At 47.0% G+C, this 15,194-nt stretch carries 10 protein-coding genes; 4 read left to right on the top strand and 6 right to left on the bottom strand.

Going from position 1 to position 15,194, the window contains the following annotated elements:
* Positions 1-172 precede the first annotated feature (172 nt).
* Both HQQ92_RS04420 and HQQ92_RS04415 read left to right on the top strand, forming a co-directional pair.
* Positions 173-1,282, top strand: a complete 1,110-nt coding sequence (locus HQQ92_RS04420; RefSeq protein WP_028761398.1) for an efflux RND transporter periplasmic adaptor subunit — start codon at positions 173-175, stop codon at positions 1,280-1,282.
* Positions 1,282-4,425 (top strand): multidrug efflux RND transporter permease subunit, encoded by a 3,144-nt coding sequence (locus HQQ92_RS04415; protein ID WP_173243448.1) that lies wholly within the window; start codon positions 1,282-1,284, stop codon positions 4,423-4,425. The genes HQQ92_RS04420 and HQQ92_RS04415 overlap by 1 nt, the downstream gene beginning before the upstream one ends.
* A gap of 77 nt (positions 4,426-4,502) precedes the next feature.
* On the opposite strand, the gene HQQ92_RS04410 is transcribed toward HQQ92_RS04415, so the two are convergent.
* Positions 4,503-5,426, bottom strand: a complete 924-nt coding sequence (locus HQQ92_RS04410) for a DMT family transporter (protein ID WP_173243445.1) — start codon at positions 5,424-5,426, stop codon at positions 4,503-4,505.
* A 193-nt stretch (positions 5,427-5,619) separates the two neighbouring features.
* On the opposite strand from HQQ92_RS04410, the gene HQQ92_RS04405 reads away from it, so the two are divergent.
* Both HQQ92_RS04405 and HQQ92_RS04400 read left to right on the top strand, forming a co-directional pair.
* A complete protein-coding gene (locus tag HQQ92_RS04405; RefSeq protein WP_173243442.1) occupies positions 5,620-6,480 on the top strand; it encodes an AraC family transcriptional regulator in 861 nt (286 codons plus the stop codon).
* A gap of 115 nt (positions 6,481-6,595) precedes the next feature.
* Positions 6,596-7,069 (top strand): NYN domain-containing protein, encoded by a 474-nt coding sequence (locus HQQ92_RS04400; RefSeq protein ID WP_006082658.1) that lies wholly within the window; start codon positions 6,596-6,598, stop codon positions 7,067-7,069.
* 113 nt (positions 7,070-7,182) lie between these two features.
* On the opposite strand, the gene HQQ92_RS04395 is transcribed toward HQQ92_RS04400, so the two are convergent.
* From HQQ92_RS04395 to HQQ92_RS04375, 5 genes are all read right to left on the bottom strand, one after another.
* The gene (locus tag HQQ92_RS04395) at positions 7,183-7,659 is read right to left on the bottom strand and encodes a group 1 truncated hemoglobin (protein WP_173243439.1); all 477 of its coding nucleotides are present in this window, start codon (positions 7,657-7,659) and stop codon (positions 7,183-7,185) included.
* Positions 7,656-8,537 carry a DUF3034 family protein gene (locus HQQ92_RS04390; protein WP_173243436.1) on the bottom strand — a complete coding sequence of 294 codons (882 nt, stop codon included), beginning with the start codon at positions 8,535-8,537 and terminating at the stop codon, positions 7,656-7,658. Before HQQ92_RS04390 ends, HQQ92_RS04395 begins: the two co-directional genes overlap by 4 nt.
* Before the next feature lie 76 nt (positions 8,538-8,613).
* On the bottom strand, positions 8,614-10,920 hold the full coding sequence (locus HQQ92_RS04385; RefSeq protein ID WP_173243433.1) for a GGDEF domain-containing phosphodiesterase: 2,307 nt from the start codon (positions 10,918-10,920) through the stop codon (positions 8,614-8,616).
* Entirely contained in the window at positions 10,910-11,587 is a 678-nt protein-coding gene (locus HQQ92_RS04380; RefSeq protein WP_173243430.1) for a methylamine utilization protein, read from the bottom strand. The genes HQQ92_RS04385 and HQQ92_RS04380 overlap by 11 nt, the downstream gene beginning before the upstream one ends.
* Before the next feature lie 443 nt (positions 11,588-12,030).
* Positions 12,031-15,189 (bottom strand): efflux RND transporter permease subunit, encoded by a 3,159-nt coding sequence (locus HQQ92_RS04375; RefSeq protein WP_173243427.1) that lies wholly within the window; start codon positions 15,187-15,189, stop codon positions 12,031-12,033.
* Positions 15,190-15,194: the final 5 nt, after the last annotated feature.

Here is a 15,194-nt window from a genome sequence, read left to right as displayed (position 1 = left end):
AAACAGCAAAACCCTCGTTGAATTGTGCTCAATACTCAAAAAACACAATTTCTTTCATTTTCGTTCGCTTACCTTTACAAACTTTTACCCAACTGGCGTACGTTATTCACTAGAATAGCGCCATTAGAGCGATTACCTTTTTAAACTGCCTTTGCGCGAGATAATAATTACAATGAAAAAAACCATTATTGCCATTGCCCTGCTTGCGATTATCGCCACAGCGGTGAGTTTTAGTGATGTCCTTCAAGCGGCTAAACCCGAGAACGCGCCACATCTTATGCGTACCGTTCCTGTGGTCACGGGTGAAGTGATTGAATATCCATTAGCGCAATCTATCTCTCTTATCGGCAAACTCGCGGCTGAACGTGCAGTGATCATTGCACCGCAAGTCACAGGTAAGATTAAACAAGTCGCAGTGACCTCAAACCAAGCGGTGAAAAAAGGCCAGTTACTGATCGAACTCGATGATATGAAAGCCCAAGCCGCCGTCGCCGAGGCCAATGCTTTCCTCAATGATGAAAAACGTAAACTCAAAGAATTTGAAAAACTGATCAGCCGTAACGCCATTACCCAAACCGAGATTGACGCACAAAAAGCCAGTGTTGATATCGCCCAAGCACGCTTATCCTCCGCCCAAGCAGATTTACATTACCACTCGCTGATAGCACCGTTTGCGGGTAATACTGGCCTGATTAATTTCAGCGAAGGCAAGATGGTCAGCATGGGCACTGAGTTGATGTCGCTAGATGATTTGTCCAGCATGCGCCTCGACTTACAAGTGCCTGAGCATTTCCTATCGCAACTGAGTATTGGCATGCAAGTATCAGCCACCAGTCGCGCTTGGCCGAATGAAATCTTTACTGGCAAAATGGTGGCTATCGATCCCCGCGTCAATGAGGAAACCTTAAACCTCAAAGTACGAGTGCTATTCGATAATCCGAAGAAACGCTTAAAACCGGGCATGATGATGTCGTCAACCATCACCTTCCCAGCGATTTCAGCACCTATGGTGCCAGTACAAGCTCTTGAATATTCAGGAACTAAACGTTACGTATACGTAGTTAGCGCCGACCACATTGCCCACCGCACAGAAGTGACACTCGGGGCGCGTATCGATAACCAAGTCTTAATCGAAAGCGGTTTAAACATAGGTGACAAAGTCGTGGTACAAGGCTTAGTCAATATGCGCGATGGCCTGCAAATCAATGAAGTCACGCTCGATGATAAAGCCTCTGCCCGTGCGACAGAGCTTTCAGGTCCTAAAGCAACGGAGACGAAATAATGTGGTTATCCGATGTTTCGGTTAAACGCCCTGTCGTTGCCATCGTTTTAAGCTTACTGCTGTGTGTATTCGGCATAGTGTCGTTCACTAAACTGTCGATACGGGAAATGCCCGACGTCGAAAGCCCTGTAGTCACCATCAGCACCAGTTACTCGGGTGCATCGGCGGCGATTATGGAAAGCCAGATCACTAAGACTTTAGAAGATGAGCTAACAGGGATCAGTGGTATTGACGAAATCACCTCGACCACACGTAACGGTAGCTCGCGTATCACAGTTAAATTCCTCCTCGGTTGGAACTTAACCGAAGGGGTCAGCGATGTTCGTGATGCTGTGGCCCGCGCCCAACGCAGGCTCCCAGAAGATGCAAAAGACCCCGTCGTCTCAAAAGACAACGGCTCCGGCGAACCCTCAGTCTATGTGAACTTAAGCTCGAGTGTGATGGACCGTACTCAATTAACGGACTACGCCCAGCGAGTACTCGAGGACAAATTCAGCTTAATCAGCGGCGTGAGTTCTATCAGCATTTCCGGCGGCTTGTATAAGGTCATGTACGTCAAGCTCAGACCCGAACAAATGGCAGGACGTAATGTTACCGCAACGGATATTATCAACGCCCTGCGTAAAGAGAATATAGAAACGCCCGGCGGCCAAGTGCGCAACGACACCACAGTGATGTCTGTGCGTACCAAACGCTTGTACTACACGCCGAAGGATTTTGACTATCTTGTGGTGCGTACCGCCAGTGATGGCACGGCTATCTACTTAAAAGATGTGGCGGATGTGGCTGTTGGCGCACAAAACGAAAACTCGACCTTCAAAAGCGACGGCATAGTTAACATCAGTTTAGGCATTATTGCCCAGTCCGATGCCAACCCTCTGCTCGTTGCCAAAGAAGTACATAAAGAAGTTGATCGCGTACAAGACTTCCTGCCCGAAGGCACTAGCCTAGTAGTCGACTTCGACTCGACCGTATTTATCGACCGCTCGATTAACGAAGTGTATAGCACCCTTTATGTCACGGGCGCCTTGGTCGTACTCGTGCTGTATATCTTCATTGGACAAGCGCGAGCAACGTTAATCCCAGCGGTGACTGTTCCAGTATCTTTGATCTCGGCATTTATCGCCGCCAACATGCTAGGTTATTCGATTAATCTACTGACATTGATGGCATTAATCCTCTCCATCGGTCTGGTGGTGGATGATGCGATTGTGGTGGTCGAGAACATTTTCCACCATATCGAAAAAGGCGAAGAGCCCTTACTCGCCGCCTATAAAGGTACTCGAGAAGTGGGCTTTGCCGTTATCGCCACTACGGCGGTACTGGTGATGGTATTCCTCCCAATTTCATTTATGGAGGGCATGGTCGGACTACTATTTACCGAGTTCTCCGTGATGCTGGCGGTGTCAGTGCTGTTCTCCTCCTTAGTAGCACTCACACTTACGCCTGTACTGAGCAGTAAATTACTCAAAGCCAACGTCAAACCGAATCGCTTTAATCGTTGGGTCGACAGCGGCTTTGCTCGCATGGAAAGCGTTTATCGCGTCGCAGTGACTCGAGCGATTAAACTCCGTTTACTCGCGCCCTTAGTTATCCTCGCTTGTATCGGCGGCAGCGCTTGGTTAATGCAACAAGTACCGTCACAGCTTGCGCCGCAGGAAGACCGCGGCGTGTTGTTCGCCTTTATTAAAGGCGCCGAAGGCACCAGTTATAACCGTATGACAGCCAACATGGACATAGTCGAAGACAGACTCATGCCCTTGCTCGGTAAAGGTGTGCTGCGATCCTTCAGCGTACAAGCTCCCGCCTTTGGTGGCCGTGCTGGCGATCAAACTGGCTTTGTCATCATGCAGCTAGAAGATTGGGAACACCGCGATGTGACAGCGCAGCAAGCCCTTGGAATTATTAGCAATGCCTTAAAGGATATTCCAGATGTAATGGTTCGCCCTATGATGCCAGGCTTTAGAGGGCAATCGAGCGAACCCGTGCAATTTGTACTTGGTGGTTCGGACTATGCCGAACTGTTTAAGTGGGCGCAGATATTGAAAGAAGAGGCTAACGCTAGCCCTATGATGGAAGGGGCTGACTTAGACTATGCAGAAACAACGCCAGAACTCATTGTTACTGTCGATAAAGAGCGCGCCGCAGAACTGGGGATCAGTGTCGACCAAGTATCGGAAACCTTAGAAGTCATGCTGGGTGGCCGTACCGAAACGACCTTTGTTGATCGAGGCGAAGAATACGATGTGTATTTACGCGGTGATGAAAACAGTTTCAATAATGTCGGTGACCTGAGCCAAATCTACATGCGGTCAGCTAAGGGCGAATTAGTCACTCTCGATACTGTCACTCATATAGAAGAAATTGCCTCTGCACAAAGATTAAGCCACACCAATAAACAAAAATCGATCACCCTCAAGGCTAACGTCAGTGAAGGTTACACCTTAGGTGAAGGCTTAAAGTTCCTTGACGCTAAAGCCATTGAACTATTACCTAAGGATATTTCGATTGGTTATACGGGCGAATCCAAAGACTTTAAAGAAAACCAAAGCAGTATCTTTATCGTATTTGGTTTAGCTTTACTGGTTGCCTACTTAGTATTAGCCGCACAGTTTGAGAGCTTTATCAACCCGTTAGTGGTGATGTTTACTGTGCCTATGGGTGTATTCGGTGGCTTCTTAGGACTACTGATCACGAGCCAAGGGATCAACATCTACAGCCAGATAGGCATGATCATGTTAATTGGTATGGTGACTAAAAACGGTATCCTCATCGTGGAATTTGCCAACCAATTGCGCGACCGCGGCTTTGAACTCGATAAAGCCATTATCGATGCGTCATCCCGTCGTTTACGGCCAATCCTAATGACAGCCTTCACCACCTTAGTGGGTGCTGTACCGTTAATTTTCTCGACGGGCGCGGGCTCAGAAAGCCGTATCGCTGTAGGTACTGTAGTGTTCTTCGGAATGGCGTTTGCTACCTTTGTGACCTTACTGGTGATCCCCGCCATGTATCGATTAATCTCGGCAGCAACCCATTCACCGGGTTATGTTGAAGCTAAGCTCGAAGCGGCGATTAAAGCACAAGAGTTAGCGGCACAAGAGGCGGCCGCAAAGCAGCAGGAACTCGCACCTAAAGCCTAGCACTAATAATAACTGCAGAAGATCACAGAACAAAAAGCCAAGACACTCAGTGTCTTGGCTTTTTTCTCATTAACGTTTTAAACGTTTTTTGCTTTATTGGCTAAGCCTAAAAGTAGACCGAGACCAGCACCAAGCGGTTTTTGACGGCGCGTTAACATGTTTCCGAGCGCGACCAGCAAGAGTCCCACACTTGAATACCAAGTCCACTGATAATCCTCAAACACACTCGATACACTTAACGCCACCACAGGGGTTATCACCAACAGATACGCAGCGGCATTAGCGCCAATTCGCTCAACCAAGATCAAATAAGCGGTAAAGCCAATCACAGAGGCGATAACGGCTAAGTAAAACAAGCTGCCAAGATAGCTGGTTGTCAGCGGTAAACTAAAGCTTAAATCTTTAAACCAGATGATGAGCAGTAACGCCGCACTGCCATAGCACATGGCATACGCTGTTGAAGTAAAGGGCGACACATTATCGCGCGAGTTGCGCATACTGATCATGTTACCAATCGAGAAAAACCACGTACCTAGCAGCGAAAACAATAAGCCCCACACTAAATTTTGTGACCACTGAGTCGCGAGCAAGTCAGCACCAAAGAGTAAGCTAATGCCCCCCAGACCGACACCGACGCCTAACCAAAAATTACGACTGGTGGGCGTACCGTAAAAAATGCGGCCATGTATCGCATTAAAAATGGGGGCAGTGGCCATAATTACTGCCGTTAAACCGCTCGCAATATAATGGGTTGCGGTATAAAACGCGATAAAGTTCAAACAAAATAGACATACGCCTTGTAGCGCAAACCAAGGATGCTGCCTAAGCTTTACCGCTTGCAGCTTGTTAAAGGCAAAGCCAATGGCGAACATCAAGAGACTCGCAATCGCAAACCGATAGAAAATCGAGACTTCCGTCGCCACCTCACCGTGCTGCCACTTAATGGCAATCCACGAAAAACCCCACACAAAAATCATCAGCAAATACATCACAGCAGCCATAATGAGTCCCCTACACCTTCATAAAATGCTTAATGAGGCAAACTATACAGCGATGGCTTTCGTCCTTATGTCACCATCTTGTTGGCCATAACACGATATTGCGGTTTTAATCGCGAGCGGACGTTGAGCCACGCCCATAAGTGCGATAATTTGGAAAGACAAAATGCTTAGCCAGTGAGATCACTAGGAACCCATGGAGCCCAAATACATCAGTTTTGATAAATCCGCCAAAACCTGTATTCGTAAACAAGCGATTACGGAGGATTTATCTTGGGCTCATTATCAAAATGCGAGCGAGCGTCTGTATTACCAAAACGATGCACAACATACGCTGAGCATGTATCTGGATGGCGGCTACGAAACCCACAGAACCGATATCAAGGCCGACTATGGCGCGCCCAGTAAGTTTTGTCTTATGCCCCAAGGCTGCCAAAGCCATTGGCAACTGGGGCAACCGCAGCAGTTTATGCATTTGTATTTTAGCGATGAACATCTTAAAAAATTGGCGGTGCGAGTCTTTGATAAAGATCCACGCCAAGTGCGTTTACCTGAGTTGACCTTTGTCGATAATCCGAGATTAGAGGCGCTGTTTCGACATCAAGTTGCCGGGCTCGATTGGCAGACGAGTGATCACCATCTGATGATGGAACAGGTAACCGACACTGTGCTGGTGACTTTGCTGCAAAGCTCAGGCTTTAATTTGTCGGTGGGGCCAATTAAGGGGGGACTCGCACCTAAAGTGGCCAAAGCGATCAAAGAGTTTATTCATTGCCATTCCCATCGGCAAATTTACTTGTCTGAGTTGGCCGAGCTTGCCCAACTTAGCGAGTACCATTTTTGTCGCATGTTTAAATGCCAATTTGCGATGACGCCGCAGGAGTATTTGCTGCAAGTGCGCATTGAAAAGGTCAAACAAAGCTTGAGCCATTCAGCGCAATCATTGACCGATATCGCACTCAATAATGGCTTTGCCAATCAAAGTCATATGGGGCGTTACTTTAAAAAACTCTGCGGTATGTCACCGGGCGAATATCAAAAATACCATAGAAGCTAACATACGCTTTGGGTTCACCATCTCGACGGCTGAACCTAACACTCTAACATCCTTGAAAACCCTATTGCCTCGATATGCTATAGTGCCCTTACTCCCCTAGCCGCTGGAAAACGCCTTGAAAAAAATCGCTTTATTTGTCGATGTACAAAACATCTATTACACCTGCCGCGAAGCCTATGGTCGCCAATTTAATTATCGTAAACTGTGGCAACACTTAGGTTATGAAGGTGATATAGCGTTGGCCGTGGCTTATGCCATCCATAAGGGCGACGATGGGCAATTGAAATTCCAGGACGCGTTAAAGCACATAGGTTTTGAGGTGAAGTTAAAACCTTTCATCCAACGCAGCGATGGTTCGGCCAAAGGCGATTGGGACGTGGGGATCACTATCGATATTATGGAAGCGGCGAGTGAAGTGGATACAGTGATCTTATTGTCTGGTGATGGTGATTTCGATTTATTGCTGCAAAAAATTCATCAAAAATATGGCGTTGAAACGCAAGTCTATGGCGTCCCTACCCTGACGGCTAAATCCTTAAGGGATGCAGCCTCTCAATTTCACCCTATCGATGAGGCGTTATTGCTCTAGTCACAAAACAAAAAATGTGGCTATTCATCACGCTAACCGTATCTAACTCATTTACTCTTTCACCCTCAATGTAGAGACGCTATGTTGAGCTTCTACTTTAAAGATGAAGCAAGTCACTGATAGGTAATGTCCGTATACATAGGGGCGAGACGTTTTAGAAAGGCATTACGGGTCGATAGCGGAATATGTTGCTCTTTCATCGATTCAATCAAATGGCCGACTAAGGCATCGAAATCCGCTTGAGTAATATTCAATCCTCTATGACTGTGCTGCATACTTTCGCCGTGATACAGGCAGCCGCCATCGGCAACCAGACAGAAATATTCAATGGCACGCTCACGAAATAACGCAATATCTGTCTCTTGAAAGTGATGCACTATGCGTGGATCAGTGGCAATACGTGCCAGCAAACCATCGACTATCGCCGATACGCCTGCGTTACCACCTAAATCTTGGTATAAGGTTTGATGGCTTGCGGTTTGATGACTAGAGTGAGTTTGTGATGCTGAGGTTTCGATCGTTTGCACCGCACAGCCAGTGAAAACAAACGAAGCGGCAAGAGGTAATAGTTTCAACAATAAACGCCTCATAACGCCCCCTCCACCGACAGGTACCAACCCCGTTGCTCTTCAAACCCTGCAATGCTGCCCAAATTCGCATAGGCCGTCACCACGGAAAGATGCTTATTGATAAACCACGCTAAAAACACATCTTGCCAATCATCCTCACGGGCAAAAGCTAACTCATCGGGTTTCTGGCGATATTCGATACCCAGTGCCACATTATCCGTCAGCAATACCGCGGCAGAGGCTTCGAACACAAACTGGTAATCATGATTGGCTTGGGTACCAAAACCCAATAAACCCGTTTGATTCGCCTTGGTCGCGCGCACGGTCCCATTGAGTAATACATTTCGTCCCGCTACCGCATCAAAAAATACTTTGCTGGCAGCAACATACAAATCTAAACCCCAATCATCCCGCGCCCCAACCGCCTGAGGAATCGCAAAGTCATCGACTCTTTTATACTGGGCACCTAAGGTAATTTGCGGCATAGACGTATAAAGTAGCTCTCCGGCAAGCTTGTATTTTACGCCGAAGATATCTTGGCCTAACTCGCCGCCCATAGTATCTAAATCAAAGGTTTGCCGCGCAACGCTCAGCTCGAATCGATTATCAAAACTCAAAGAAGCGCCGATCACTTTCAGCGTAAAATCATCGACATAGACACCGGTCGCCATCGTCGTTGCCGACCATTCACCGCTACTACCATAACCGTTGATCACGGCCCATGGCACTATGCCACCGCCAGCACTGCCTTCAATCATCGTCCCGCCGCCAGTCGCGACCACACGGCTACCTTCAGCAAACGTAGGAACAGTGCCCAATAGTAAAAATAGGCAAGACAAAGCCTTAACATAAGTCCAAGTTAATGAATTCAACTTCAATGCATTTATGGAAATGTTCACTGGATGCTCCGCTCTCATTCTTTCGACGATGAATCGTTAGTCTAGCGTCTTTGCATATTGACTTGAGTAAACGCGCTTATGTATCAGCGGTATTTGGATGGTTAAACGCCTCGAACCACAGATCAAATTCAGCCGCTTTTAAGGGTTTCGAAAACACATAACCTTGAATGATATCGCAATCAAGATTACGCAATATCTCAACACCTTCTTGTTCTTCAACGCCTTCGGCTACTACGGTAAAACCTAAGCCGTGGATCAATTTAATACTCGTATCGACTATCATCACATCTTGACTATCAGTGAGCATGTCTTTGATAAAGCTGCGATCAATTTTCACTTCATTAACGGGTAAAATTTTCAAATAGGCTAATGATGAATGACCTGTGCCAAAATCATCAATGGCAACAGACACGCCCATGTCACGGAATCGCTGTAATACACTCACCACAGTCTGTGCATCTTTCATCACGGCGCCTTCAGTGACTTCGATACAGAGTGCACCGCTTGGCAGATTATTATCTTTCAGTAAAATGGCGATTTGATTTGGTAAGCGAGTATCGACTAAATCGTGGGCCGACAGGTTAATAGCCAGTTTTAGCACTATACCCCGCCGCTGCCATGTCACTAATTGCTGGATAGCCTGCTTCAATACCCACTGGCTAACAATATCAATGTTGCCTGAATTTTCAGCCAGTTGAATAAATTCATCGGGCGGAATAAACCCTAGCGTAGGATGTTGCCAGCGGATCAATGCCTCGGCGCCAGTGCACTGATTTAGGCGTAAATCCACTTTAGGTTGGAACACTAAATACAATTGGTTTTGCGCTAAACCTATAGGCAAATCACGGATAATCGTCAGCTCACGCTGGTATTTCTCATCGGCGCCTTGACGATAACTGACAATACGTTGCTCTTCGAGACAGGCTTGATTGAGGGCAATTTCGGCGCGGCGCACTAACACATCGATATCAGCACCATTACCATCGATTTCGAGTAATCCCGCACGCACGGTAAGAGAAATATTTGAGCCTTGGATTGGAAAGGGTGACTCCAGCATATCCAATGACTTCAGTAAATGTTCAGGGCGAATACCTTGGCTATAAAGAAGTAAAAATGAGTCACCGTCTAAACGCGCCAGTAAATCCGGTGTCGGTGCTAATTGCTCTAGGCGACGAGCAAAAAGCAGTAACAAAGTATCGGCGTTGGCAAAACCAATAATATCGTTGATATGGCGGAAATGTTTAATATCTAACAACACCATAGCACCGGATAATTTATCGTTAAGATCCGCCAAATGCTGTTTTGCGGCAAAACGATTGAGTAAACCTGTCAAGCTATCGTGGCGAGATTGGTAGACTAAATCCTTTTCCCGCGCTTCAATATCATCGCGCATTAAGGATAAACTCTTAGCCAACACCCTCAGCTCTGCTGGCGCACCTTGAATATTGGCAGGCTGCTTACCTTGACCGATTTTACGGGCATAATTCACAAGTTGATGCACGGGTTCAGTCAAACTGCCCGACAACCAAATCGCAATCGCAATCGCCAGTGCTAAGGTCAAAGCAAAAATCAGCAGCATATTATTGCGTAGTTGCTGATAACTTTGCTGCCACTTAAGGTTTGATTGATGTAGTAGCGCTAATTGGCTGCCGTTGTGATCATAAAGTTTGATGCCCATAGACAGATGATCTACGGGAATACTTTCACTAGGCATTTTCAGCAAGCTAGGCAATAAGCTCGCCTGCTCAATTACGCTTAACTTTTCATTATCTGATAAGGTTGAAGCGATTTCAGTGCGGCCCGTTGCCTGATTGACAAAACTCACATCGATGCCCGTAATGGCTTTAGCTTGTTGGGCGACCTTCTCATCTAATAGAAACCCCATGCCAACCCAAGCGATTAAGGTCGGCGCCTTCACCGGCTGCAGCACAAACTGATAGCTAGCATGATCAAAATTAAGGATAGCTAAAGCATTATGATTGCTGGTGGTCATATTAAATAAGGATTGAATATCATCCTGAGTGAGTCCGGGCAAACTCGAGGTCAAGAGCTCCCCTTTAGGTGATAGCAATACAGCGGCGTCGGCACCAATACGAGAGCCGTGATTAGATAACACTGACTCAATGGTTTCTTGCTCACCAGTTGCAATCGCGCGCTTAAAACCAAAATCAGCACTGAGTACGGACAAACTTTGACTGAGCTGAATACCGCGATTCGATAACACTTCGAGAAACACATTCGCGCCAATATCGAGGCTTTTCTGTTGCTGTAAAAAGTTATCTTTTTCGGTCGCTGTCAACACGGAAAATGCCGTGGCAAATTGCACTAACGTCAGCACAATAAAGAAAACTAAAATCAGCCGAGCGCGAAAACTATTTAGCATGTAATGGCTTACCTTCAGAATCGTAGTGACCAAATCCCGACGGCGGCGACGACGGTTTAGCTTGACGCTCAATGTCTAAGGACAGACTGAGTTGATTAGGACCATTAGCGATCAGTAAATCCGTTGGCTCTGATGCAGCCTTCTGCCATGGATGCCAGCGCTTAACTTTATATTGACCGGCGGTAAGTCCCTTAAACTGGATCTCACCTTTTTCGTCCGTCACAGCGACAATAGGGCTATCCGCCACATAGATAAATGCTTGCATATAATCGTGAATATTACAGCCAAGCGCGACCAAACCGGGTTTATCGAACTGAATCGGCGCTTCGGCCTGACCCACATACAATTTAAGTTCGAAAGGTTTAGCTTCTGAAAAAGAATACACATGGTGGCGAGTACGATCTAAGTTGGGGAAATCCACCTTTGCACCTTTAGGCACCGCCAGCACAAAGGGAATAAAGGTTCGATTTTTTTGCGACATTTCATAATGCTCGACAGGTATTGCATTATCAGGCATTACAGCAGGGATCAGCTCCACGACAGTATCGGCAATGGCCTGTTGTTGCAGATCTACTACATTAATATTGAGTTCAGCAGCCATGACTTGAGGCGTGAAATAGATCAAAACGCAAAGTACTAACGCATATAAAACGCGATATAGGATCATCCGTTACCTCGGGCATAGTGATGCAAGGCCAACAAGTACCTTAGCTGAGTTCTGCGTAAAAAAACGATCTAGATTCATCTAGCATTGTACATTACTAATGTATTGAATAATCATCAAATTATATAGAAAAGTCGTAAAACAGTAACCATTCTAATCATTCTGTGATAATGACGCGCTCAAGTGGCAATAAGTTATAAGCTAACAGAATGGTCCGGTAATAGTTATTCATTGTTTCTTATTGATGATCCAGAAAATACCAACGATATTCCTCATTTCTGGTTTTAGTTTTAATCTGGCGAGCAATACCATCACTAAACATCAATTGACCTAATTTTAATTAACCCCAGCTAAAGATAGTCAAATCTAATCGCTCTCGCCGTGAATAAACAAAAAAGGCCTACTCAATATAGACCTTTCATGTGTTTTTCAACTAGAAAACAAGCTTAACCGACTGTTATCTCTTTATGCTCATCGGCTTTTTTACCGCCTCTCTTTGCTAAGGCATAGTAAAACAGCGGCGTTAGGATAAGACCAAATACAGTCACCCCAATCATACCGGCGAATACTGCCACCCCCATGGCTTGGCGCATCTCGGCGCCCGCGCCAGTGGAGAACACCATAGGCACCACTCCCATAATAAAGGCGATAGATGTCATCAAGATAGGACGTAAACGTAATCTTGCTGCCTCTAATATCGCCTCCATAGGTGCCATACCATGGTCTTGTTTCTCCTTTGCAAACTCGACAATCAAGATAGCGTTCTTAGTCGCCAGCCCCACCAGCACTATCAGGCCAATTTGGGTGAAGATATTATTATCCCCACCGTAAATCAGCACACCACTGAGGGCTGAAAGTAAGGTCATTGGGATGATTAAGATAATCGCCAATGGCAAGCTTAAGCTCTCGTACTGGGCGGCTAGCACCATAAACACTAAGATGATCACCAGCGGGAAAACCAAAAGACCCGTATTGCCCGCGAGAATTTGCTGATAGGTCAGCTCAGTCCACTCATAAGTCATACCATTAGGTAAAGTTTCAGCCAAAATTTTCTCAATCGCCGCCTGCGCTTGGCCTGTACTCACACCTGCTGCTGGACCACCGTTGATTTCAGCGGTCGTGAAACCGTTATAGTGCATCACTCTGTCTGGGCCTGAACTTTGGCTGACGTTGATGAACGACCCCAGCGGGATCATGTCACCATTCAGATTCGGCACCTTTAGCTGACTTATCTGCTGCGGACTTTGACGGAACGCCTCGTCGGCTTGCATATTCACCTGATAGGTTCGACCGAAACGATTGAAGTCATTGACATAGGTCGAGCCCATATAGGTTTGTAATGTCTGGAAGATTTGATCGAGCGACACTGCCTGCTGTTTCGCTTTAGTCCGATCGATATCCAGTTCAAGTTGTGGCACGTTCACTTGATAGCTAGAGAAAACGCCAGCTAACTGAGGATCGGCCCACGCCTTGTACATCACTTGTTGGGTCACCTGATACAAGGCCTCATAACCAAGGTTGGCTCTGTCTTGAATTTGCAGACGGAACCCTCCTATAGTGCCGAGGCCTTGCACAGGTGGCGGCGGGAAGATGGCAATAAACGCGTCTTGAATAACAGCAAATTGCTGATTCAATTGTCCTGCAATGGCATTCGCCGACAGTTCAGGACTGGTACGCGAGTCAAAATCATCGAGCGCAACAAACACCACGCCTGAGTTAGGACTATTGGTAAAACCGTTGATGCTAAGGCCAGGAAAGGCAATCGAGTGCGCGACTCCGGGGTGATTTAGTGCAATCTCAGACATCTTCTTGATCACACTATCCGTACGTTCAAGGGATGCCGCATCGGGCAACTGGGCAAAGGCCACTAAATACTGTTTATCTTGGCCGGGCACATAACCCGTTGGTGTATTGGCAAATTGCACTCCCGTTAACGCCACCATGCCTAAATACACTAGGCCGATAATGCCGCCAAAACGGATCACCTTACGCACTAACCAGCCATAACCATCAGATGCACGGTTAAATAAACGATTAAAAGGCACAAATAACCAAGCACCAAACAACTTATCCATTAGACGAGTTAAGCCGTCCTTAGGTGCATCATGGCTCTTGAGTAACAGCGCCGATAATGCCGGACTCAAAGTGAGTGAGTTAATCGCCGAGATAAAGGTCGAGATAGTAATAGTCAAGGCAAACTGTTTATAGAACTGCCCGGTTAAACCGCTCATAAAGGCCGTTGGAATAAACACCGCCGCCAGCACTAAGGTGGTTGCCACAATCGGGCCAGTCACTTCCTTCATCGCCTTTTGTGTTGCCGCAACTGGGCTTAATCCTGCGGCAATATTACGCTCGACGTTTTCGACCACGACGATGGCATCGTCAACCACAATCCCGATGGCGAGCACCAGCCCGAATAGCGACAAGGCATTTAACGAGAAACCGAGCAAATGCATAAAGGCAAAGGTACCGACCAAAGACACAGGCACGGCCACCAGCGGAATAATCGATGCGCGCCAAGTTTGCAGGAATAGCACCACCACCAACACCACCAGTAACACGGCTTCGAGCAGGGTTTTTACCACAGCTTCAATCGAGCCACGCACGAACACTGTTGGGTCGTAAACGATTTCGTATTCGAGTCCTTCAGGGAATCCTTTAGACAGCTCAGCCATTTTGGCGCGTACATCGTCGGAAATCTGAATCGCGTTAGAACCCGATGCTTGGAATACAGGAATAGCCACCGCATCCTTATTATCGAGTAAAGAGCGCAGCGCATAACTCGTTGCCCCGAGTTCCACCCGCGCGACATCTTTAAGGCGGATCACTTCAGCATTCTGACCAACTTTGATGATGATATCTTCAAATTCAGACAGTTCAGTTAAACGGCCTTTCACGTTAATTAAAAGTTGAAAGTCAGCACTGCCACTGGGCTGCGCGCCTAAACTGCCCGCTGCTGCCTGTTGGTTTTGCTCACGTACGGCGGCAATAATGTCCGCTGGCGATAAACCCAGCGCCGAGACTTTATTGGGATCAAGCCAAATCCGCAGGCTGTATTCGCCGGCGCCAAACAAACGTACAGCGCCGACACCGTTTATCCGCGCTAACTCGTCTTTGACGTTTAGCGCCGCATAGTTAGACAGATACAACATGTCGTAACGGTTATCCGGCGATAACAAATGCACCACCATGGTGAGATCCGGCGATGATTTTTCAGTAACAATACCAAGACGTTGTACTTCCTGCGGCAGACGCGGCATAGCGCGATCGACTCTGCTCTGCACTTGGGTTTGTGCCTTATCCACGTCAGTGCCAATCGCAAAGGTGATGGTCAAGGTCATACGTCCATCGGACGTCGCCTGCGATGACATGTACAACATGCCTTCGACGCCGTTGATTTCCTGCTCCAGCGGTGAAGCAACGGTCTCAGCAATCACTTTAGGATTTGCGCCAGGATAATTAGCAGTGACCACTACCGTTGGTGGCACTACCTCTGGATATTCGGTAATAGGCAACTGCCAAACGGCAATCGCCCCAGTGATAAGAAACAGCAATGACAGCACGGCTGCAAATATCGGTCTTTTAATGAAAAATTGCGACAACATAGTGT

This window comes from Shewanella sp. DC2-4 (genome assembly GCF_013248875.1).
GTDB lineage: Bacteria > Pseudomonadota > Gammaproteobacteria > Enterobacterales > Shewanellaceae > Shewanella > Shewanella oncorhynchi.
The sequence above is the reverse complement of the archived record's forward strand: the minus strand, read 5'-3'. Positions and strand labels throughout refer to the sequence as shown.

Coding starts and splice junctions, on each gene's coding strand:
- HQQ92_RS04405 (WP_173243442.1), top strand. CDS start 5,620: ATGGAGCCCAAATACATCAGTTTTGATAAATCCGCCAAAACCTGTATT.
- HQQ92_RS04395 (WP_173243439.1), bottom strand. CDS start 7,659: ATGAGGCGTTTATTGTTGAAACTATTACCTCTTGCCGCTTCGTTTGTT.
- HQQ92_RS04385 (WP_173243433.1), bottom strand. CDS start 10,920: ATGCTAAATAGTTTTCGCGCTCGGCTGATTTTAGTTTTCTTTATTGTG.
- HQQ92_RS04420 (WP_028761398.1), top strand. CDS start 173: ATGAAAAAAACCATTATTGCCATTGCCCTGCTTGCGATTATCGCCACA.
- HQQ92_RS04415 (WP_173243448.1), top strand. CDS start 1,282: ATGTGGTTATCCGATGTTTCGGTTAAACGCCCTGTCGTTGCCATCGTT.
- HQQ92_RS04410 (WP_173243445.1), bottom strand. CDS start 5,426: ATGGCTGCTGTGATGTATTTGCTGATGATTTTTGTGTGGGGTTTTTCG.
- HQQ92_RS04380 (WP_173243430.1), bottom strand. CDS start 11,587: ATGATCCTATATCGCGTTTTATATGCGTTAGTACTTTGCGTTTTGATC.
- HQQ92_RS04375 (WP_173243427.1), bottom strand. CDS start 15,189: ATGTTGTCGCAATTTTTCATTAAAAGACCGATATTTGCAGCCGTGCTG.